This is a genomic window from Paenibacillus sp. B2(2019) (assembly GCF_008370385.1).
GTDB lineage: Bacteria > Bacillota > Bacilli > Paenibacillales > Paenibacillaceae > Paenibacillus_AQ.
In genome coordinates this window covers 175,914-199,818 of sequence record NZ_VTZR01000024.1, presented here as the reverse complement: position 1 = coordinate 199,818, position 23,905 = coordinate 175,914, and the positions used below count along the sequence as shown (strand labels likewise).

The window sequence follows — 23,905 nt, the reverse complement described above, 5'->3', positions numbered from 1 at the left end:
TGATATTTGTCACCTTTATCTAAGTCCACAACTATCCTATTCTCTATTTAACCACTTATTAATTATCAAATCTTCCGTAGAACGCATTACGGTATACATCAGCAAGCTCAGATACCAGTGGCAGCTTAGGATTGGCAGTTGTACATTGATCTTCAAACGCACGGTCAGCCAAGTAATCTACACGGGATTCGAAGTCCTTAGGATCAAAGCCCAGTTGTTGGAACGATTCTTCGATGCCCAATTTTTTATTCATATCGCGAATAGCATTGATCAGGCTAGTTACACCTTCTTCAGTTGTGCGAGCTGGCAATCCCAGAATACGGGCAATTTCAGCATAACGCTCATCAGCTACGAAGTGCGAATATTTAGGGAACGAAGCGAACTTCGTAGGTTTTTTAGCATTGTAACGGATAACGTGTGGCATAAGGATCGCGTTAGTACGACCGTGAGCAGTGTGGTACTGTCCGCCCCATTTATGCGCCAAACTGTGGTTAATACCCAAGAATGCATTGGCAAAGGCCATACCAGCAAGTGTTGATGCGTTATGCATTTTCTCACGTGCTACTCTGTCGCCTTCCAGCGCCGATTTTTCAAGGTATTGGAATACCAGTTGGATCGCTTTAATAGCTAGACCATCAGTGTAGTCACTCGCCATAACTGATACATAAGCTTCGATAGCATGTGTCAATACGTCCATACCTGTATCAGCAACAGCAGTTTTTGGCAAGCTGTATACGAACTCTGGATCAATGATAGCCACATCTGGAGTTAACTCGTAGTCAGCCAAAGGATATTTAGTGTGCTGTTCAGTTGTTTTATCGGTAATAACTGCGAAAGATGTTACTTCCGAACCTGTACCCGAAGTAGTTGGAATCGCTACAAACTTAGCTTTGTTACCAAGTTTAGGGAATTTGTATACCCGTTTACGGATATCCATGAATTTTTGTTTCAGACCATTAAAGTCTGCGTCTGGATGTTCATAGAATAACCACATTCCTTTTGCAGCATCCATTGGGGAGCCGCCGCCAAGTGCGATAATGCAGTCCGGTTGGAATCTGTTCATCATTGCAGTACCTTTTTCAACTGTAGTTGTCGATGGATCTGGTTCAACTTCAGAGAACACTTCGATAGCTACAGGAGTTTGACGTTGACGCAGGTAATGTTCAACTCTTTCAACATATCCAAGCTTAACCATCATTGGGTCAGTGATAATTGCGACACGTGTGATATCAGGCATTTTGGTCAGGTACTGAGTAGCGCCTTTTTCGAAATAGATCTTGTCAGGTACTTTAAACCATTGCATATTCACGGTACGACGATTCACCCTTTTCACGTTGATCAAATTGATTGCTGTAACGTTTTGCGACACGGAGTTACGTCCATAAGAACCGCAGCCCAGAGTCAACGAAGGGATATTAGTGTTATAGATATCGCCGATCGCACCATGTGTGGAAGGCGAGTTAACGAGAATACGTCCTGTTTGCAGACGGTTAGAGAACTTCATGATTACTTCTTCATTGTTGGAGTGGATAGCCGAGCTATGTCCCATACCACCAAATTCAACAATTTGAGCTGCGCGTTCGATACCTTGATCTGCATTCTTAACTTTGTAGCAAGCAAGAACCGGGCTTAATTTTTCAGCGGAAAGTGGATATTTAGTGCCTACACCTTCAAGTTCTGCTACCAGAATCTTTGTGCCGGCAGGGACTTGAATGCCACACATTTCAGCAATCTTCACTGCGGATTGACCTACGATTGCTGGGTTAACCGCACATTTATCTACATTCATTGCTCCACTAGTCAGTTTGGCAGCTTCTTCTTTATTCACAAAGTAGCAGCCATTAGCAATCATCTTTTTCTTCACTTGATCGAAGATTGGTTCTTCGATAATAACAGCTTGCTCGGAAGCACAGATCATACCATTATCAAATGTTTTAGAAAGAATGATGTCCGTTACGGCTTGATCAATATCCGCGCTCTTTTCAATGAAAGCAGGTACGTTACCAGGGCCTACGCCAAGTGCTGGTTTACCACAGCTGTAAGCTGCTTTTACCATTGCAGAACCACCAGTTGCCAAGATAAGAGCAACGTCTGGGTTGTTCATCAATGCGTTTGTCTTGTCCATTGTTGGCATTTCAATCCATTGGATACAGTTCTCAGGAGCGCCAGCTTTCACGGCAGCATCATGAAGAATTTTTGCAGCAGCTGCACTACACTCTTGCGCAGATGGGTGGAAACCGAATATAATAGGGTTCCGTGTCTTAATCGAAATCAACGCTTTAAACATCGTGGTGGATGTAGGGTTGGTTACCGGTGTGATACCCATAACAATTCCGACGGGTTCAGCAATTTTTTGGAAGCTATCATAAGCGTTGTCTTCAATAACGCCTACTGTTTTATCGTATTTAATTCCGTGCCAGATATATTCAGTTGAGAAGATGTTCTTCGTAATTTTGTCTTCGTATACGCCGCGTCCAGTTTCTTCTACGGCCAATTTTGCGAGGTACATATGTTTGTCGAGTCCAGCCAACGCCATTGCATGAACGATTGTGTCAACTTGCTCTTGGTCTAGCGCCATGAACGCCTCATGCGCTTTTTTTGCTTTATCCACTAAATTCTGAATATACTCTTCAGCGGTAACTTGTTTAACTTGGGCGGCGACTTCGTTCTTAACTGCCATCTCCCTCGTCCTCCTGTCAATTTTTAGTTGTTTTTCTCTACACATTTATCTTATCACATGATTTCCACCTTGTATAGTGAAATCTTTCACAAAGTATAAAGTTTTTTTGATTTGTTTTCAAAGCGCTTTCATTCGATCATATTATAGTCTTTTTACCATTTTATGTGCTATAAAACCCTTTAAATCTTAGAATTATACTTTAATAAGCAAAATTTCAGCTCCTTTTTATTCCATATATCTAAAATCAGTACACAAAAATATATTCTCTTCATCACAGTCAATTACGATTTTCCTACACTGTAATAATTTCCAATTGATTATCACTATTTCTGAAGATTTATAAATTTATAAATCTTCACAACAAAAAACCGACCCCAAAGGGGCCGGTTTTTGCATTAGACTATTCCGCTTTAATCGTATCAAAGAATTTCTCTTGCACTGTTTTAGCTGCTGCTTCTAACTGGCTCTTGGAATCCGTTCCTTTTTTGGAGAACAGCTCTTGAATAACATTGGACATGGTTGCGTAATAGTCCTGTGTGTTGTATTGAGCTTCAGGTTTACCATCCAAAAGTCCCATAATGTCAGGGCTATATTGGTATACATTTGTGTACTTGTCATAAACCGCTTTGGTCTTCTTACCAAACTCAGAATCAGCTGAGTAGTAGTCTAAGAGTGGCGGGATAAAGTATTTGCCATCGGTTGTACGTTGTTGAAGAATTGCATCCAGTGCTTCCAAACCTTTGTCAGAGAAATAATCAAAAGTAATGTAGCGGAATGCCATTTCTTGTTCATCTGGCGTAGCATTTGGATTAATTACTAGATAGTCACCACCAAGTACCCCTGTGTGCTTTCCGCCTTTTTCCATAGCTGGCATAGGATACGTAAGCACATCCTCAGGTTTCAGTCCACCTTGGTTCAACGCTTGCTCGATAACGCCATCAGACCCGGCCATTACCATTGCTGTACGACTTTGTTGGAACGCACCTACAGCATCGCCCCAACCAAGTGCCCAGTCCTGAGGAATCGCGTTAGCTTCCCATCTAAGTTTCTTGTAGAAATCCAGTGCTTTAACGCCAGCATCGGAATTAAATGTAGCTATAACCTTACCGCCTTCAATCTTTTGAATCTCTCCGCCAGCTTCAAATAGGAAATTGGTCCAGTTCCAACCTGCTTCGTTCCCCTTACCCATTGGAGCAATACCGGAAATCCCTTTTTTGGCATCAGCTACACCTTTAGCCGTATTCAGCATATCATCCCAAGTCCAATCCATAGGCGGAATGGCTACGCCTTTTTCATCCAGCATTTTTTTGTTGATCATAGTGGTTGTTACATAACCTTTTTGTGTTACTCCGAAAACTTTGCCGTCGATGATAAATTGATTTTGAAGCACGGTGTTAATTTGATCTTTAAATTCATATTTGTTCCATAAATCTGTGATGTCAGCAACCCAGCCCTTTTCAACCAGGAATTTAGCTTCTGTAGCAAAAGTATTAAAGAAGGTTGGTGCTTCATTCGCAGCCATTTTAATTCCGATTTCACTTACATTGTACTGCCAGTCGTCTTTAACAATTTCTACGTTCGGATATACCTCTTGGAAACGTTTGATTTTGTCGTCTTCCTGTGCTCTTATTTCAGTCAGGTCAGGTGTTGGATAGTGAATCTTGATCGTCACTTTTCTTTGAGTAATGTCATCCACTGGCGCATCCATAGCGGCTGCTGTGTTATCCGTTACCGCATTTGTTGGCGCAGCAGATGCTTCCCCGCCTTTGTTCCCCGCTGTGTTTCCGTTATTGTTGCCGCTGCAAGCAGATAGCATCGATCCGGCTACAAGTACGCTTAGTAGAACGCTAGAGTACTTACGCATTGAAACTCCCCTTTTCAATTCATAATTATCTTACATATCGATCATAAATTAGAAACCGTTTACAAACGAGGTGTATTTATATTCCTTTCATGTGCATGTTTACGATCCGTGGATAAATTCGTCGATAATTGCTTATCCTTTCACTGCCGACAAAGCAACCCCGCGCATAATGAATTTCTGGAAAATCAAGAAGACAATGATTGGAGGCAAGGATACTATAAACAGGATTGCAAATTTAATATTAGTATTGAGTGCTTTCACATTAATAACGTATTTATAAATGGCTGTCGCAAGCGTATATTTCTCTTCACTGTGCATAACCAGAGATGGCCAGAACCAGTCATTCCATGCAGTAGAAAAGATAAAGATCGCTAATGTAGCAAAAATCGGAATGGATAATGGCACGGCAATGGAGAAAAAGCTTCTCGGCTCAGAGGCCCCATCAATTCGTGCTGCTTCAAAGATTTCTGGATGAATCCCGTCAAAAAAGTTCTTTAACAATAGAAAGTAGAACGTGTTCGCTCCCGCTGGCAACCAGAAAGCCGCATACTGATTCAGCAATCCGAGCTCCTTCAAATTGACAAAGTTCGGGATCATGTAACTGGTCGCCGGAATAAACAATGTCATCAGGAAGAAGAAGTAAATAGCTCTTTTGTAAGGAACATTCATACGAGAAATACTAAAAGCTGACATTCCCAATACGACAAGCGTCACGACCATATTCCCTAAAAAGATATAAATGGTGTTTCTAAGGAACATGGGTAGATCAATGTAGTTCATCGCGTCTTTAAGGTTGCTGAAGTGCCATTCCTGAGGAAAAAAATGCGGCGGGAATGAATTCACCTCTTGATTCGACTTCAACCCGTTGAATAACGTCATACAAATCGGGTACAGCATGCTAAAAACCATAACCAAAATGACTACGCACATCAACCCATAAACAATCTTATTACTTGTTTTTTTCAAATCGTGTTCTGAAAGAATTCCTCTATCTGCGCTTTTCATCTTAGTAGTCCTCCTTGTTAAGCTTGAACTGTAAAATGCCCAAACCACCTAGGACAATGAACATTAACATGCCAAGCGCAGTAGCTGTTCCATAATCGAGTCTTGTAAATGCATATTTCACGATCAACAGCGCATAGGTAAGCGTAGTATTATTTGGCCCGCCATCAAGCAGCGCCATCTGTGACTGATATCCTTGTGAAGTACCAATAATTTGCAGGATCAGCATCAAAAAGATTAAATTACGCAGTGAAGGCAATGTGATGTACTTTATACGTGCCCATATACCTGCTCCATCAATCTCAGCGGCTTCATACCAATCTCTTGGAATGCTGAGTACAGCAGCTAAGTATATTAGCATCCCTGATCCGAACTGCTGCCATGTTTCCATAAACACAAGGGAAATCATCGACCATCCTGTATCTGTTAAGAAGGCAACCTGATCCACACCCATTGTGCCTAGTAACGCATTAATCGGGCCCACCGGATCATAAAGCCATCTCCACAGTCCATAGAGAACCACACCAGGCATTACGAAAGGAAGGTAAGCCGCTACACGTACAAAGCCCCCAAACTTTCTCAGCTCCGAGATCATGATAGCAAAAGCAATCGGAACCCAAAAACCGATAATAAGACATAGAAACATGTAATACCCAGTGTTCTTTAATGCGGTCAAAACATCTGGATCACTAAGTGCTCTACTGTAGTTCTCAAAGCCTACAAAGCTATTACCTTTCACAAAATCAACATGGTAGAAGCTGTACAGTAAGCCTTTAAAAATTGGAACCCACAAGAACATAATAAAAATAATTACGGCAGGTACGAGGAACATATATCCCCAAAAGTTTTTCTTCCAGCGGTTTTGCTTGTACGGTGTCCCCTTCAGCGTCGCCGGGTTTTCGGTTACTACTGCGGTTTGATTCATCAGGCTCCCTCATTCCATTGTTCTATCAGCATTTTTCGCAAAATGCTTCCTACCTTAAATTGTAGGAAATGAGGGTTGTACTGAACATGTCTATATCTACCGAAGTCATGAGTGTTTTTACTTCTTCAATTCACTGGGGCTAATTCCATAATATTTTTTGAAAATTTTACTAAAATGCTCGGGCGATTCATAACCCACACGTTCCGCAATTTCGTATCTGCGAAGATCGGTATTCAAAATCATCTCCCGACTTTCCTCCATCCGGAGCTTAATTACATATTCCCACAGGTTATAACCTGTATTTTTCTTAAATAGGTAGCTCAAATAATTGGGGCTAACATGATTCTTTTTAGCCACATCGTGAATAGTAAGTCCTTTTTGAGCATAGTTCTCGTCAATATATTCTTTTGCTTTTTGTACGATCAGATTGCTATGCGTATGAAGTTCTTCTACAGAAGGATCACTCGTGTAACTGTTCCAGTTGAAATCCCCATAATAAAATACGTAATGGTCACTATGCTCATTATTCCAAAGAATTGCATTAGAGGCCTGACGGTTCAACACGGCCATAAACGAAAGCCCCTTTAAAATCTGGCTAATGCCGATGACTACGTTCAGATGTAAATATTTATGGATATTAAAATGTAGACTACGACCAAGTATATCTAGCCTGTTGATTTGGCCGGCAGAAGAATCCTCATAGCTTTTTTCATCCCATTGAATAATGATCGTAATTTCTCCATCCGGCGCATAAAAGGCTATCGAGTTCCATTCCTGATCCATTAATTCTTTGGCAATGTTCAGCGCAGCATAACAAAGAAGCCGCCTGTCCCGCATAGTATACTGCTTTTCCTGGTTCGCTCCAGACAGTGGTACCTTAAGTTTTAAGACGGAAAAATACGGCCCTTGTAGCTTCAGGTTATCCAGCTTCAGCAGGTTATCTCCATCAGCTAGTACAACTCCAGGGTCAATGAGCAATTCGTTCAAGAGCTTGCTATATTCCGGCAGCGGCTCTTCCAGTCGAAAACTTTCGTTAATTCCAGACATGAAGACATCTAGTTCTGGTGAAGGCTTCCCCATCTTAAGGAGTACATTTCGGACCGAATCCAAAAACTGCTCACTATTCAAAGGCTTGATTAAATAGTCCTTTGCCCCGAGCCTAACAGCCATTTGAGCATATTGAAACGTCTCATGAGCAGAAATTACGATGGTCTGTACCCATGGTTTGGCTAGTTTCGCATGCTGCATCAGATCAATTCCACTCATCGCACCCATCTGTATGTCCGTAACGAGCAGATCAATTTCCTCCATACGTATACAGTCTAGTGCTTCAAATCCGCTATTAGCTGTATAGATATTAGAAATATCCAGCCCAGATGAAGCTAATAAATTGCTCAATCCTTTACAAATCAATGGTTCGTCATCCACAACCAATATATTGAACATATCTGTATGCTCCCCTTCCTTAGTCCTGATTCTCCGATTTCGGAAGCTTAACTGTTACTAGCGTTCCTCCTTCTGTACGAGGGGTGTAGCTGATGCCATAATCAGAGCCAAAATGTAAATGAATACGCTGGTTAATATTGCGGATACCATAACCGCTAGTGGGATTGGGGCTTTCATCATTCAATACAGCTTCTATGGCTTCATAGTCAACAGACTTATAGCCGTTATCTTCAATAGAGATCCTAACGGTTTCATCCTCACATATTGCTGTGATGGTGATCTCACCATCCTCACCCATATTTTTAACCCCATGAATAATAGCATTTTCTATTAATGGCTGCAGCGTGATTTTTGGAATTAGGTTGCTTTTCGTATCCGGGTGAATATTCATCACAACTTGAAATACATAATCATAACGGTGCTGCTGTAGCTTGATATAGGCCGTTGCATGCTCCAGCTCTTCTTCAAGGCTGATCAGCTCCCTTCCCCGACTAAGACTGATCTTCATTAGTTTGGACAATTCCTTGATCATCTCGGCGGATTCGACATTTCCTTCTAAAGAGCTTTTCCAATAAATGCTCTCTAGGGTGTTGTAAAGCAAATGAGGGTTGATTTGTTGATATAGAAGTTGAAGCTGGGATTCCTTCTGTTTAAGCTCCATCTGATATTTGTATGTGATTAATCCGTTCAGCCTTCGGGCCATATCATAGGTAGAAGCAATTAGCACACTGACCTCATCGTTACTCCCCCTCCGTGGTGTCTCTGGAACTCGATTACCCGGCTCGTATTTTCGCACGAAAAAAGCCAGCTTTTGCAAAGGAGTCATTAATGAACGCCAGAAGTACGTAATCATAATTAGTCCAAATACTGCATAAGCCACGGTGATATATTGAATAACACTTTTCATTTCGTTCTGTTGCTGCAGTAGCGCCTTCACCGGAACTTTGTAAACCAGTTTTTGTCCAAGCGCATGGTTATTGTTAACCACATAGATAAAATCGGAGGTAATCACATCCACTGTACCTTCCAGATCCTCGGCAACAACCGTCTCCGGCAGCTCAATCACTTCTCCAGTATTATTTGTAGTGGAGGCGAGAATACGATTGTTTAAATCTGTTAAGTAAATTTCGCCGTCAGGCAAAGAGATGGATTTGAGGGATTCTCCAATTTTTGAGTCCATTTTGGTGATAACCAACACTCCAATGGTCTCCGCTTTTCTGGAAATGTTGTTTACAGCTCTCATGTAAGTAAGTGTCTTTAAATTCTCCGCTTGTGCGCTTAGCCTCTCTGTGAACTTCAGCGAGCCGCGTCCTTTCTTCTGAACAACCTCCTCAAACCAGTAAGGCTCTTCGACTTTAGAAAAGAAATAAACTCCCGCCTTCTTAACCTGTGGAAAATTGGGAGCGAAAAAGTAATAATCATTCGGATCGTATATATAAAGGGAGTAATAGATGCCATCACCACGTTCAGCCCCCTGAGAGTAACTGACCAACAGCTTCTCTATTGTCTCATATCGTTTGACCCGCTCCAGTATGGTATCCGAGCCAGTCATATTCATTTGCTGAATCAGAGGATTTTGAATCACGGTGGTAGTGATTTTATTAACTGTATCGATATCCCGATTAATGATCGTAAAGTTCTGCTTGTTCAATTCCACATATGCATTCGTAACATGGCGCTTCAGTATTTGCTCCGCCTTCAAATTCCCAAATATGTTCAAAAAGAAAATAGGAGATATCATAATCAGGAATAGTAGGATGAGCTGCTGCTTGACGTTCAGCTTTCGAATCAATCTAATCAGCCTAGACAACACTATAGTCACACCTCCGGGTTAAATAACTATATCAAAGGGAGAAACGCTTACATATGTTCATTTTAAAGTTTTTTATGGTCATTTGTATGTAGTTTTTTTCTGTTGTACGGATTTGAATGAGAGGGAATCATGGTGTCATTACGAGGGACTTTGGACTTACGGCCGCTGTTGTCTCCAGATTTTCTGATTTATACCGCCACTGGCGGATAAAATCCGGAGACAAAGGCGGACGCTTTCGCTCCTCCAGTTCCAAAATTCCTCTCCATGACCTTCTTCCCTCTCAAAAAAACCGAAAACAGAAAAAAGGGAGGGCGGGCAGGGACCACTGCGTGGGGCTTTGGGGGACACTTATAACTGGTCATTTCTAGGAAGGATTATGAGGGTACGGTGATATAGACGTCACTGCGTGGAGCGTTTGGGCTTACGATCGCTGTTATACTCAGATTTCCTGATTTTATACCGCTTGGCGGTAGAAATCCGAGGATAAAGGCGACCACTTCGTTTCTTCAGCTCCAAACCTCCACTTCGCAACTCCATCAACGGAACTCTAAAAAACCACAAACAGAAAAAAGGGTGGGAGAGTGAAGGCCACTGCGTGGGGCTATGAGAGGTATTATTCGCCTCTGTTTTACACTGTTGTGGGCTTCACATTTGTTGAGCCTTTGGATGAGCGATTGGATTACCCAATGAGCGACATTACTACTTGGTGTGCGCAGTTGTACTTGATAGCTGAATACACAGCGTGAGCACAGGAATTTAAAGCAAAAAAAGACCGACCCCACAGTAGCATCAGCTACTTTGGAGTCGGTCACCTTTTTATTTAACTCAACAACTCATACAATCCTTTTACAACCATATCGGCTTCCTTCAGCACTTCCGGCTTACCTATACCTACTACCTTCATACCTGCAGCCTTACCTGCTTGAACGCCCGCTTCCGCATCCTCAAACACGACACATTCGTCCGGCTGTAAGCCTAGCTCCTGACCAGCAATCAAGAATACCTCCGGGTCCGGCTTGGCAAGTGACACTTTGTTACCGTCAACTACGGCATCGAACAGATCCGTAATGTTCAGCTTATTCAAAATAAACTCTGCATTCTTACTAGCTGAACCTAACGCAATTCCAATCCCGCGCGTTCTCAGTCCAGTTAAGTATTCTTTGACCCCAGGAAGCAGTTCCGACTCCTCAAGCTTCGAGATGTACTCTACATATATGCGATTCTTCTTCTCCGCCATCGCAAGCTTCTCCGCTTCTTCAAATTGTAGGCCACCAACTTCCAGAAGAATATCGAGCGATCTCATCCGGCTCACGCCCTTAAGGCGTTCGTTATCCTCCTCTGTAAATGTAAAGCCTAGCTCGTCAGCAAGACTCGCCCAAGCCAAATAATGATATTTGGCCGTATCTACGATAACGCCGTCCAGATCGAAAATGGCACCTTTCATATTTTGCAACATGGATTTACTTCCTCTCCGTTGTTAGTTAATGTCTATACTGTTGTTTCGACCAAGGTTAGCCGCAAGCTCTCACCTGCACCACAGGGCTTTCCTTCTCGCCCTTGTACCGAGAACACCAGAGTCCCGCCGTAGTCGGCTGCTGTGATAACTGTAACTTCATCCTTGCTGATCCGCAGCTTAAAGGTATTCCCCCGAAGCGTAACCGGAAGCTCAGCAGACTGCCAATGTTTAGGCAGTGAAGGTTTGATATGGACAGTTCCCCCATCATAATCCAACCCTGCAAAACCAAGCACCGCAGCCATCCAAGCACCACCGTTAGCGGCTGGGTGGGTACCACCGATATAAAGATCGCCTACGTACTGCTTAGATTCTCCCGTGAGATCAACAGTAGCCGTACGCATAAAATATGGATATCCCCAATCCGGCGAACCAATATCGGCAGCTACCAAAGCGTAGATACAAGGACTAAGACTTGACCCATGCTCGGTGCGCGGTTCGTAGAATTCCCAGTTCGCTTGTTTCACTTCCTTGGTGAAGGAATCTTTGAATAGATTTAACATCAGTACGACATCCGCTTGCTTCAGTATTGTTGTGGTTGTGGCTAATCCATTACCGCCACCCAAATACTCATTTTTGTTAAGTACACGGGATTTCAAATCTGGCAGCCTAACATCTTCTAAGGTGAAGTAACGGTCGAATTGTTCGATGACAAGACTGGCAGGGTCTGGCTGCGGAACATAGAAGCTATCCAGCATAGCTTTGAACTCTGTCAGAAACGGACCTTCGCTAAACTCTGTAGAGAGTTGATTGTACACTTCCGGATACTTATCTTGCAGCAATTCTGCTGTGCGCAAGGCAATCTCCAGTGTCTCCTTAACCAGAGCATTCGTAAAAGCATTATTGTTCACACGCTCATGATATTCGTCTGGACCTGTTACATCTAGAATCTCGAAGCGTTCTTTTACTGAATTATAGTAAGCATAAGAGTAGAAGAACCGGGCACATTCCCAGATCACTTCCGCCCCTCCGCTAGTCAGCAGACTCTCGTCACCTGTAAATTGAACGTATTTCCAGATCCCATGTACAACATCCCCACTGATATGAACCTGCTTATCGCGGAAATAAGTCCGCATTGGTCGACCGGTAAATACATCATTCACATTAAACAGAGTACAAGCATCGTCTCCTGTATCCTGACTTTCCCAAGCATAGAATGCTCCCAAAAAACCATATTCCGCGGCCTTCCGGCGAGCTCCGTCCAAGGTATGAATCCGGTACATCATCAGGTTGCGAGCAACCGTTGGATCAGTATGCAGGAAGAAAGGCAGCATAAACATCTCCGTATCCCAGAATACGGCCCCTTTATAGACCTGACCCGATAAACCTCGAGCCGGGATAGAAACCTTTTCCGAAACTGTAGGTGCAATAATTAACAGCTGATAAATACTGTATCTTAGAGCAAACTGGGCATCCTCATCACCTTCGATAATGACATCGCTAAGTGACCATCTTTCTTCCCACTGCTGGCGATGAGCCTGTAATAACTCGTCATAACCGAGCGATTCAGCAGCTAGGACAGACTTTACTGCTTCTGACTCCGGTACACTAACATCAAGTCCAGTATATACCGCAACGTACTTAAACCATTCATAGGTCTCACCCGCACGCGCTTCAAAAGAAATCCGGCGAATACTAGCGCCCTCATCCAGTTGCTGATCTCCGAAATTAAATACGGCTCTCTCCGCCACAACTACCGGAATGTTCAATTCTCCACTAGTGGAGGAAGAGACTAGTACCTCACCCTGTGACTGTACTTTTTGACCATAGAGGTGGGGACCATTGATATCCCATACATCTACGTCAATCCCGGTCTCAATCACAATTTGGCAGTCCTGTGTACTATGGATAGAGTATTTACTAACGAGCAGGTGAAGATTGTCCTGGCTTACGAAACGATCTGCTGTAAATGTCAACATCCCACCATCAGATAGACTATAGCCAGTGCTCCGATGATGAATGGCACTACGAATATTCAGCTCCTGAACATGAGAGCTCGGTTCACGCTCTAGCACACTTAAAGGTTGACCGTTGCAGACAATCTTGGTCCATAATCCATTTGGAGCATTGACAGGTTCTCTCCACTTATCTCCCGCTTTGTCATATAGACCAGCTAAAGTTACGGCAACTAACTCAGTTTTACCGAATTCCTCTAGAGTCCCGCGATACCCCATATAGCCATTGCCTAACATATATTTGTTCCCGTTCGTCGTCACCAGTTGCTTGTCAAAACAGCTATCCCTAACCGCCCAGCTCATCGAGCCAACATCCCTTCACCTAGCGGAAGCGTCGTCCCGGAAGCGTCCACCGTAATTGACTGCCCATACACTGTAATATCAGTGCTACCCCCATTAATTGCGGTGAGCGTTACTGAAGTCTTGTTGACCAAAATACGTAGTAATACCCCTTCATACATCACTTGGAAGCTATACTCGTTCCAGCGCTCCGGCAATGAAGGCTGGAAGGACAAACGATCCCCATCTGAACGCATACCTCCAAAGCCATACACAATATTCATCCAAGCGGCTGCAATCGAAGTCGTGTGCAATCCTTCGCGTGTGTTACGGTTGTAATTGTCTAAATCCAGTCTTGTCGCAAATTCAAAGAACGAATAGGCTTCTTCTGGCTTGCCGATTTCGCTTGCCAGTATCGAATGGATCGAAGGTGAAAGTGAAGACTCATGAATACATCTAGACTCGTAATATTCATAGTTAGCCAGCTTCGCTTCTTTAGAGAATTGTCCATTATATAAGAACATAAACATGAGAACATCCGGTTGCTTAATCATGTCATAACGGTACAATCGATCATACGACCAGTTCGAGTAGAGCGGAAACTCTGTTACAGGAATGGAATGAATATCAATATGTGGCATATCGAAGAATCCATCATGCTCCTCAAATACTCCTGTCACTTCGTCAACCGGAATCTTCATATTGTCTGCTTTATTTTTCCAATCGGTAAGCTCTTCGTCACGAAGCCCCGTCTTTTCCGCAACCAATGCAAAAGCCTCTGGTGCCTGTTTTTTCATTTCACTCAGGGTGTCTAGGGTGTATTCAAATGATTTTTGGGCCATCAAATTAATATAGCAGTTATTATTCACCATCAATTGGAACTCATCAGGACCCATTACGCCAAAATATCCATATTTCCCACTCTGTTGACCCCATTGACCGCGTGTAGCATAGAATCTACTGATCTGGATCAGCATTTCAGCACCTTTACTGTGCAGGAATTCTTTATCCCCAGTATTTTTAACATAATGCCAGATACCATAGGAAATAGCAGTCCCTACATGAAGCTGAAGATTCGAATGCTGCCAGAGATCACAGCTTTCAGTTCCGTCTATTGTAGCAATAGGGTAGCAAGCGCCGTCGCAATCAACATCTTTAGCACGTTGCATAGCCTGAGGTAATGTCTTATATCTAAAGTCCAGTAAACTCCGTGCAGCCTTAGGATTATTAAACATATAGAATGGTAAGCAATACGACTCTGTATCCCAAAACGCCAAACCACGATACACTTCTCCCGTCAATCCTTTAGCGCCGATGTTGAACCCAGGATGATCACCATGATAAGTCTGATAAAGCTGGAAAATGCAAAAACGAATGCCCTGCTGATTCTCAGGATCGCCCTCGATCCGAATATCACTTGTCTCCCAGATTCCATTCCAATATGCCGTCTGATCCGCGAATATTTGAGTATCGATCAGTTGGCTTGCACTTTCAGCAAGAGCTATCCCTTTGCTCCACAGCTCTTCAGCTGTATGGGCAGATTCACTATCCGAACAGTTGATAACCAGCTTTGTAAAATGGGTCGCTTTTCCCTGAGCAAGATCCATAGTAAAGCTTTGTCCAATAAATTTATCATGTTCAACTCGCGTAAGCTGAAGCGGCTGTGAAGATTGTAACGAAAAGCTAGAGAATAGCTTGTTAGCTGTATTCACTGTTCTCGCCATAATAGCTGTGGTAGATCCTTGTTCTCCACTGCGGAGACTACTCCACATACATTCGCCGCGTTCCTCATGAATAATGCTGAAATCAAGACCTGCACAAATGTCCACGCTGCCCGAGAAATTAAGGGGCTCAAATTCCACCCGCTGTAGTCCCAGATGAGACATCGTCATACTTACCAAGCGTGTAAAGACAACTTTTAAGCTTTTCCCATCATCTAGGTGCCAGATTAGCTCCCGCCGATAGGTCCCACTACGAAGATCCAGTTTGCGCACATAATCTGATATCTTACTTTTTGCCAGATCAAGCTGTTCACCATTCACAGTGATCCGCGTATACAGCCAGTCCACCGCATTTACCATATATCTCAGCGAGCGAATAATCCCTTTATAATGATTGCCAATGTCCAATTGTTCATTTAGCCCGTTGAAATAACTGCCTTGCAGGGAATCCCCAGAGTAACCTTCCTCAGCATACCCCCGCACACCCATATACTCATTTCCCAGTGAAAAAATAGATTCCGAGGTCCGATTTCGTTCTGGATCAAAGCCCTCTTCAATAATTGCCCAAGGATCTACCTTAAGATATTTATCTGCCACTTTAGCCATGTATGATTTCCCCTTCTCCTGGTTTTTGCTCCATTCTCAGGATATCGTTCCATACCCGTTGCGCCAATGTCTGACCTTAATGAAGATGTGTGCATTTATACGGAGTTGAAATCGAACGGATTTCTATATCATGAATTTTTGCAGTATAATATGTAGAATCTAATAAGAACAAAAAAAAACAGCAACAGACCCATTATTTGAGAATAATGGATTGCCACTGCTGATATATAAAGAACATATACTTCTTACTCCTTTTTAGTTAAAAATCATATTACATCTAGCACTTTTGAAGTGAAAATAATCACAATGTTGAAAATTCGACACTTTTAAATGGTTTTTCTTAACCAAATCGAAGATTTTAGAGGTATAATTAATTTAAAATTTACTGAAAAACTGAGGGAATAAAGGGGATGTCGATTATGCTAAAAGAACATTACAATGTCATCGAAGCCCACGGAAATACAAACTGTTTCTCCGAACAGAATTTCAACAGACTTCTTGTTACTATGAAAGAACGCGTTGTTCCAGAGGGTTCACATCTTTTCTGGGAAGGCGACTACTCGGATAAATTGTTTTATATCAAACGTGGACGTGTGAAATTAACTAAATCAACGGATGAAGGTAAAGAACTTATTCTTTATATGTACCAAGCCGGCGATATGGTAGGTCAAGCGGACCCATTCTTCAGCACCAAGCACAGCTTTACTGCAGAAGTGATTGAAGAAAGTGAAGTTGGCGTTATCGAGCAAAAGGATTTAGAAATTCTCATTTGCCAACATTGTGATTTTGCTATTGACTTTATGAAATGGATGGGCATTCATCACCGTCTAACTCAAACGAAATTCCGTGATCTGATGATGTATGGCAAACCAGGCGCACTTTGCTCCACTCTCATTCGACTTGGTAATACTTATGGTGAGAAGAGCAGCGATGGTGAGAACATCCTCATCAACAAAAAAATTACGCATACAGATCTGTCCAACATGATCGGTGCCACTCGTGAGAGTGTAAACCGGATGCTGAGTGACTTGCGTAAAAAAGACGCGGTTGAGTACGAGAACGGTATGATTGTCATCAAGGATCTTGGCATGCTGCAGGAAATTTGCCACTGCGAAATGTGTCCAAACGAGATCTGCCGAATTTAATTCCATTATAATGTACCCTCTATTCTCCTCAATGAAACATACATGACCCAATTATTCTGCACATTATAAAATAGAGTGGTCAAAGGCGCCTAACATAGGCGTCTTTTTTTATACCACAAGAAGAAAAAGAGCTGAACCCGAAATTGGGTCAGCCCTATAACCATAAATATACTCTTAACGCTTGATCTGAGTACCACGCACGGGAGAGATCATCCAGTAGGCCATGCCGACGAATACGCCACCGCCAATTATATTCCCTAACGTAACGGGTATCATATTGTGTACCCATCCGGCAATTGTAACGGTGTCCGGGTGATTCGGGAGCAACACAGCAACACTCAGCAGCGTCATATTAGCCACACTGTGCTCATATCCACTCGCAATAAAGGCAAACAAACACCACCAGATTAGAACCAGCTTCGCAGTTTCACTTTTAGCGCGTGAGGCCATCCATAGCGCTAGACAGACCAGCCAGTTACATAGAATTCCACGGAAAAATAGCTCCGAAAACGGAAGGCTCATTTTCTTGGCTGCAGCCGCAAAGATCAGATGCTCTGGGGGAGCCGCACTGAATAGTCCAGTTCCTCGAATCAAAAGTGCTAAAATCACTGCCCCTACCACATTCCCTACAAACACAAGCACCCAGTTCTTGACAGTATCCCAGATACTTGTTCTACCAGCTAGTGTACTAACCGTAAAGAACATATTATTTCCGGTAAACAGCTCTGAGCCTGCAAACACAACAAGAGTCAAGGCAATACCGAAGGATGCACCCATAATGAGGGGTTGGAAAGGCGATTTGGCAGCCGCTAGAGGCGCTCCCAGCGAAAAAATAAGGATAATCCCAATGCCTACATATGCTCCTGCCAAAAGGGCTGCTAGAAAATATCTTGGTAAACTTTCATTCATTTGGTCTCGCTTGCTGACTGCCGCCTCGACAATGTTTTCCACACTTTGAGTAAACATAGTACTCCACCCCACCGTTTTCTATTTCATCCTTTACTACAAGCTCACTGTCACAATGTCTCCGACAAGGGAGACTGGATAAGTCAAAACGATACCTTGATCCGGTGCCTGAACTTCACCCGTGCGAAGATCTATTTTCCAATCATACAGTGGATCATAAAGAAAGTGACCCGAAACGATCCCTTCCGCAAGCGGCCCCCCTTTTGGATGAGGGCTCCGATTCTCAAGTGCATAGATCGCTCCGTCAGAGGTACGAAATACAGCCAGCTCCACATTTCCAGCAATCACCACACGGCCAATCTGCAGCAGGAAATCCTGTACTGATCCTATTGGATACGTTTGTGTTGTCTTATTCATTGGTCTCTCCCCTTCTGTGTGCGTTATATCCGCTAGACTCTTGTTTCTTCAAAAAGCGCAGCACGAGTGCTGCTGTCATTGAGCATTTTTTTCCAAGGATCCGTAACCTGAGTCAGAGCAAAGTCAATCCGTGCGGCCAGCTCTTTGCGGTTATCTTCATTATTCAAAATGACTATTTGAATCTGCTCAAGTCCCATACGCTCAACCCACTCGGAGGTTCTCTCCAAATAATTGCCGGTCTCACGGTAATATTGCATCACAGCGGAGCACACTTCGATCAACTCTTCATCGGTCTTAATTTTGCAGAAGGAGTCAGCGATTCTTGGCTTGATCCCACCGTTACCACCGATAAACACTTCCCAACCACCATCATTACCGACGATGCCAATGTCCTTCGTGCAGGATTCCGCACAGTTACGTGGACAGCCGTTGACAGCTATTTTAAACTTGGCAGGAAAATCAAGACGTTCATACTTACGTTCTATGAGCGCGCCCATTCCCAGCGAATCCTGTGTGCCGAAACGGCAGAACTGTGAACCCACACAAGTCTTAACCGTACGCAGGGATTTGGCATAACCGTAGCCTGAAGGCATATCCAGCTCTTCCCATACCTTAGGCAAATCTTCCTTCTTCACACCGATTAAATCCAGGCGTTGCCCTCCAGTTACCTTCACAACTTTCACGTCATATTTAAGGGAGACATCGGCGATTTTCTTCAAATCCTCCGGTGTTGTTACCCCACCATACATGCGTGGTATCACGGTGTATGTTCCATCTTTTTGAATATTGGCACCCATTCTTTCATTTACAAATCGGGATTCTTTCTCATCTTGATGGGTATCAGGGTTCATCATCCCTAGATAATAGTTAATCGCCGGACGACACTTAGAGCAGCCTTCCTCTTGTTTCCAACCGAGTACATTCATGACCTCTTTTGTTGTTTTAAGACCTTTAGCTGTAATTTCAGCAACAATTTCATCACGGCTAAGCGTTGTGCACCCACAAATACCTTGCTTTGCAGCTTGCTGGAAACTGTCACCTAAGACAAATTGCAGGATTTGTTCTACTACGGGTTTACAACCACCACAAGAGCGAGTAGCGCCAGTGCATGCTTTGATCTCATCCACAGTAGTAAAACCATGTTCAGTGACAGCATCTACGATCGCTTTTTTAGTTACACCATTACAGCCGCAGACAATTTCTTCGTCCGCCATTGCTTCTACGGATGTGCTCTTCTTAGCTCCGCCACCGCAGCAGCCTGTTCCCATAACCTCCATATAAATCTCATCGGTCATTACCGCGCCTTGTTTTACTAGCTTTTGCAGATTCGCGGACTCCGTTACATCACCGAACAAGACCGCACCGACAATCACATTATTTTTGAGCAAAATTTTCTTATAAGTTTTCTTCCATTCATCTTTGCTTGAGATCACAGTGTGTTCAGTAGAATCCAAAAACTCACCTGCAGAAAATACATCCACCCCAGATATTTTAAGCTTCGTGGAAACAATCGAACCTTCATAAGGCTTGGTATCGCTACCACATAAATGTTTAGCTAGAACCATGCCTTGTTCAAATAGTGGAGCCACCAGTCCGTAACACATACCGCGATGCTCAGCACATTCGCCGATGGAATATACATTCTGCATGGAAGTTTGCAAATAATCATCCACCACGATCCCACGATTTACGGAGATTCCGCTATCTTTTGCCAATGTCACGTTCGGTTTGATTCCAACAGCCATTACCACAAAATCTGCAGCAAGCGTACTGTCATCACTAAAACGCAATCCACTTACTCTCTGTTCCCCGCTCAATTCTACCGTTTGTTTGCCCATAGCAAATTTCACGCCTTGACGCTCCAGCTCAGCTTGCAGCATCGAGGAGGCATTCCGATCAAGCTGACGCTCCATCAGATCTTCCATCAAATGAACTACGGTAACATCCATACCAAGGTTCACAAGACCTTTTGCCGCTTCCAACCCAAGTAAACCTCCGCCGATGACAGCCGCTTTGCTGTATTGTTTGGCCGCTGCCAGCATCGCATCACAGTCTGAAATATCCCGGAATCCTACAACGCCCTCTTTATCACTGCCAGGTACAGGTAAAATAAACGAATTCGAGCCTGTCGCAATAATTACTTTGTCGTAGGGGACTATCATCCCATTATCCGTAACAACTTGCTTCGAGCCTTCATCAATTCGTGTCACCGTTGTTCCCGTGTGTAGAGTTATATTATTGTCTTCATACCAATTCCAGTCGTTTAGGATGATATCATTAAGTGTCTTACTTCCTTCAAGAACATAAGACAACATGATCCGATTGTAATTGGGATGAGGTTCACTTCCAAAAACCGTGATGTCATAAGCTCCACCCAGCTTCAATATCTGCTCAATCGTACCTATGCCTGCCATACCGTTGCCGACTAATACTAGTTTTTCTCTTATCGTTGTCATGGTTAGGTGCCTCCTCAAGCTTATGAATACCTGATCAATTTCTCTTCTACATATTGGAATTATACGGTTCAAATTCAAGTCGTCATTGTGATTGCAGTCACTTCAATTGTGAATATTTTCACACTTTAGTGTACTGATAATTGTTAGATATCTTTTCCACATGAAAAGCCAGATTAACGATTCTGAACGACCGTTTCTCTGGCTTAATGTACGATTTTTTAGCGTAAAGTCAATAAAATCTCCAATTCATCTTGAGCCCTGAGCTTCATATCCATTCCATCATCGAGTAGTTGTTTTCCGTTCACCTTCAGCTTCCATTCTTCATTACTAAGAGGAGTATAATCGTCGACGGAAAGCACCTTTTTATTGTCATCGGCCAACTGTACGCTACTACAGCTTTTGAGCAAATCTCTTACAGTTAAATCCTCTTCAAATAACATAATATACGTATGATGCAAGTCTACTTCAACACTTCCACCGTTCAAGGTCAGCCTTACAGTTTGAAGTGGTGCTTGATGGTCCTTCGACTTCGCGGTGAAGACTAGCTGTGAATCATACCCTACAGTATTATTCCAATCCGCATTCCCAATGATTTGACCGCCCATCTGAAGCTCCCAAACCATTCCCGCCTCTAGCGAAAAATCCTTTACCGAAACAATGCTTGAGTTATCCTCAGCAAATGTGGCAACATTACTACCTTTCAGTAGCTCCATGATCGATATTCCATTTCTATAACTCCCACTAAGTAACCTATCTGATGGTTTAGTAAGCAGTTCATTATCTCCAACCCTTATTGATATTGTCGGTCCCTCTGATCCTGCCACACCATTATTAGCATTACTATTGCCGTCATTGTTAGTAGAGCATCCACCTATTATGAATACAATGACTACTCCTAGCATCAATTTCCACAAAGATCGCATGGGCATCCTGGCACCGCCTTGTCCCGCCTAATGACCATATAGCGTCTCAGGCTTGTAAAGTTATGTATACTGTCTTTTTAAGGATAACTTAAACAAGCCATGTTCTCAAATAAGTAATAACAAGCTTACTTCTCAGTATCTTTAATTATCTCCCCAATGATATTAAAAATTGGCAAAAACTTTTTAAAAAGCTAACCTCTATTCCCCTCTTTTTGCTCATTCGGCGCTATCTCGTAGTCCGCTTTTAAGCAATCCTTCCGCCTGCCATCCATCCATCAATCGATCTTACCCATATTTTTCACGATCATTTCTTCTACCTTTTTCAACGGAGTTATCCGCATTTCTGTACATTCTATAATTCCCTATAAAAAAAGCCCCCTAAGGGACTCTTTAGAACACTATTCATCTTCACTGAAACCTAGGGAACAATATATTATTCTCCAAATGTACGTGTTCAAAAGTCATACTCTCCAGCTCTTCCAGCCGGGCATATGTCAATCGATAGGTCGTGCAAGCATGCGCCGGTGGAGTGAAATCATCTGTAATACTACGTATTTTTCTCAAAATATCGCCCGCACCATCATGCTCACTCTCCAGCTCAGACAATGACTCACGAAGCGATGTCAAGCCTTCTTCACTAGGATTAGCAGCGTATGTCAACAGCTTAGGAAACTCATCTTCTTCTTCTTTAGCCGTATGCTCAAGTAAATCTTCCTTAAGTGTGTTGAACAAGTTATATAACTCCACCAAATGGGGAGAATCTCCGCCATGCACTCGATACACCTTAGTTACATTTTGGCTAATGAGGGGTAGCTCTTCACGAAGATAACGGTGGTGTTTGTTAATAATATGGTCAATTAACTCTTCTGAAGGTGCAGTATTCCAAGCGATTTCCTCTTGGGGTACTGGATACTCTTCGAACAGCTTGTTTAGATCGCCGAGGATTATCTCGTGATCCAGACCACGCTCAGCAGCTGCTTCAGCAAGAGGTTTAGCTCCACCGCAACAGAAATCAATCCGTTTTGCTTTGAAATAATCTGCCGCTTTAGGGAACTTTAATACAATATCCCTCACTAGTGCATCTGGGGTAAACCCAGCCTGTACCGATTGTGCTTGCTTCGAATCCGAAATACTATCATTAAGTTGTTTAGTTTCCATTATAGCTCCTCCTTGGGTTATGGGATTAGGTTCTGAATAAATCTTATCCACTTCTTCACCTTAACCCTGAAAGGAACTTTGACTTGTGATTGTACGCACGGAAATTGTATCTTATTTTTGAACGAAATTGGAGATTGATGTACATGCAACGTAAACGCAAAAAAGCACCTTTGCCTACAAAGGTGCTTTTTCAACTCACTTTATTGCACATAAGCCTGCATATACGTCCGCTGTCCCTTTGAATCCTTCAAATAAGGTCCCAATCCGGCAAAACGGGAGTGATCCATATAAACACCGGTCATCCATCTGCCTTCCGTCAAGCCACCATTCCATTTAAGGACAAGATCAGGTGCGGAAATCCATTCCTGATAGACTCGTATATTCTGATCTTTGTATTCTTTACATGGCTTAGACCGCTCAATAAGGTGGAACTCATTAAGATAAGTTGGAACGAAATAAGAGGATATCGTATGCAAATCATCATCGTCAAAAAAAGGCTCGTCGCCTAAAAAGGGTTTGAATAATACGGTATTCTCGTACATGGACCAAATTAAGGCTTGAAGCACCATACTCTGGCGAATGCCGTTATGAAACTTATATTGTCGCCCATGATTCGCCGCATTTACATCCTGTGGAGGTTCCGTGGACTCCAGACAGTGCCGTTCACAACCAATACACTTCCAGCCGGTCGGACTTTGAATCCATTTTTGAAAAATAGTCCCACTATCATTGTTTCCTTTGTAGAGTGAAGAGATAATGCTGTAAGGCACGCCAATCCACGCATCCCATAAGGAATCAGGAAGATGGCTATGCAGCATGAACAACGTCTTGTCATAGATGAGCTGTACTTTGATAGAAGCATTCTCTAGCTCAGCAACATCCTTTTTTCCATACGTTATTTCCCGGGAAAACAGGGTCGTCTTCGTCTTCATCTCCCTCGCCTCCTAATAGTTTTGCTATGCCTGTACTCCAGCTGAGTAGATTTGAGCAAAAACCAATACGCGAGCGTTTCCATTCAAGGATCATACAATGTTTTTCTATTATATTACAATTATTTTTAAACTGTGCAAGTTTTTTTCAAGCATAAAGGATTGGA

General features: G+C 43.0%; 16 protein-coding genes. 1 reads left to right on the top strand and 15 read right to left on the bottom strand.

Translation table 11 applies throughout. From position 1 onward, the window contains the following. Nucleotides 1-58 precede the first annotated feature (58 nt). From adhE to PAENI_RS22105, 9 genes are all read right to left on the bottom strand, one after another. A complete protein-coding gene (gene adhE / locus PAENI_RS22145) occupies nucleotides 59-2,680 on the bottom strand; it encodes a bifunctional acetaldehyde-CoA/alcohol dehydrogenase (protein ID WP_042129885.1) in 2,622 nt (873 codons plus the stop codon). Nucleotides 2,681-3,080: 400 nt separating this feature from the next. Further along, the gene (locus PAENI_RS22140) at nucleotides 3,081-4,544 is read right to left on the bottom strand and encodes an ABC transporter substrate-binding protein (protein WP_149646731.1); all 1,464 of its coding nucleotides are present in this window, start codon (nucleotides 4,542-4,544) and stop codon (nucleotides 3,081-3,083) included. A gap of 132 nt (nucleotides 4,545-4,676) precedes the next feature. Then, nucleotides 4,677-5,549 carry a carbohydrate ABC transporter permease gene (locus PAENI_RS22135; RefSeq protein WP_042190530.1) on the bottom strand — a complete coding sequence of 291 codons (873 nt, stop codon included), beginning with the start codon at nucleotides 5,547-5,549 and terminating at the stop codon, nucleotides 4,677-4,679. A gap of 1 nt (nucleotide 5,550) precedes the next feature. Beyond that, a complete protein-coding gene (locus PAENI_RS22130; protein ID WP_149646730.1) occupies nucleotides 5,551-6,471 on the bottom strand; it encodes a carbohydrate ABC transporter permease in 921 nt (306 codons plus the stop codon). A gap of 117 nt (nucleotides 6,472-6,588) precedes the next feature. Continuing rightward, complete coding sequence (locus tag PAENI_RS22125) at nucleotides 6,589-7,917, bottom strand: response regulator (protein ID WP_149646729.1); 1,329 nt, start codon at nucleotides 7,915-7,917, stop codon at nucleotides 6,589-6,591. 19 nt (nucleotides 7,918-7,936) lie between these two features. Further along, a complete protein-coding gene (locus PAENI_RS22120; protein ID WP_410477487.1) occupies nucleotides 7,937-9,730 on the bottom strand; it encodes a cache domain-containing sensor histidine kinase in 1,794 nt (597 codons plus the stop codon). Between the two features lie 820 nt (nucleotides 9,731-10,550). Then, on the bottom strand, nucleotides 10,551-11,186 hold the full coding sequence (gene pgmB / locus PAENI_RS22115) for a beta-phosphoglucomutase (protein ID WP_076284454.1): 636 nt from the start codon (nucleotides 11,184-11,186) through the stop codon (nucleotides 10,551-10,553). 32 nt (nucleotides 11,187-11,218) lie between these two features. After that, the gene (locus tag PAENI_RS22110) at nucleotides 11,219-13,501 is read right to left on the bottom strand and encodes a glycosyl hydrolase family 65 domain-containing protein (RefSeq protein WP_149646728.1); all 2,283 of its coding nucleotides are present in this window, start codon (nucleotides 13,499-13,501) and stop codon (nucleotides 11,219-11,221) included. Further along, nucleotides 13,498-15,804 (bottom strand): glycoside hydrolase family 65 protein, encoded by a 2,307-nt coding sequence (locus tag PAENI_RS22105; RefSeq protein ID WP_149646727.1) that lies wholly within the window; start codon nucleotides 15,802-15,804, stop codon nucleotides 13,498-13,500. Before PAENI_RS22105 ends, PAENI_RS22110 begins: the two co-directional genes overlap by 4 nt. A gap of 419 nt (nucleotides 15,805-16,223) precedes the next feature. Here PAENI_RS22105 and PAENI_RS22100 point away from each other — a divergent pair, with 419 nt between their 5' ends. Continuing rightward, nucleotides 16,224-16,949: a Crp/Fnr family transcriptional regulator gene (locus PAENI_RS22100; protein WP_042129903.1), complete on the top strand. Its 726-nt coding sequence runs from the start codon at nucleotides 16,224-16,226 to the stop codon at nucleotides 16,947-16,949. A gap of 174 nt (nucleotides 16,950-17,123) precedes the next feature. Here the strand turns inward: PAENI_RS22100 and PAENI_RS22095 are convergent, their stop codons facing one another. The 6 genes from PAENI_RS22095 to PAENI_RS22070 form a co-directional block, all read right to left on the bottom strand. Next, nucleotides 17,124-17,915, bottom strand: a complete 792-nt coding sequence (locus PAENI_RS22095) for a formate/nitrite transporter family protein (protein WP_076284451.1) — start codon at nucleotides 17,913-17,915, stop codon at nucleotides 17,124-17,126. Between the two features lie 36 nt (nucleotides 17,916-17,951). Further along, nucleotides 17,952-18,272: a nitrite reductase (NAD(P)H) small subunit gene (locus tag PAENI_RS22090; RefSeq protein WP_149646726.1), complete on the bottom strand. Its 321-nt coding sequence runs from the start codon at nucleotides 18,270-18,272 to the stop codon at nucleotides 17,952-17,954. Between the two features lie 32 nt (nucleotides 18,273-18,304). Further along, nucleotides 18,305-20,728 carry a nitrite reductase large subunit NirB gene (nirB, locus tag PAENI_RS22085; RefSeq protein ID WP_149646725.1) on the bottom strand — a complete coding sequence of 808 codons (2,424 nt, stop codon included), beginning with the start codon at nucleotides 20,726-20,728 and terminating at the stop codon, nucleotides 18,305-18,307. Nucleotides 20,729-20,946: 218 nt separating this feature from the next. After that, entirely contained in the window at nucleotides 20,947-21,657 is a 711-nt protein-coding gene (locus tag PAENI_RS22080) for a hypothetical protein (RefSeq protein ID WP_149646724.1), read from the bottom strand. A 402-nt stretch (nucleotides 21,658-22,059) separates the two neighbouring features. Continuing rightward, the gene (gene ric / locus PAENI_RS22075) at nucleotides 22,060-22,809 is read right to left on the bottom strand and encodes an iron-sulfur cluster repair di-iron protein (RefSeq protein WP_149646723.1); all 750 of its coding nucleotides are present in this window, start codon (nucleotides 22,807-22,809) and stop codon (nucleotides 22,060-22,062) included. A gap of 200 nt (nucleotides 22,810-23,009) precedes the next feature. Beyond that, the gene (locus tag PAENI_RS22070; protein ID WP_149646722.1) at nucleotides 23,010-23,741 is read right to left on the bottom strand and encodes a hypothetical protein; all 732 of its coding nucleotides are present in this window, start codon (nucleotides 23,739-23,741) and stop codon (nucleotides 23,010-23,012) included. Nucleotides 23,742-23,905 lie beyond the last annotated feature (164 nt).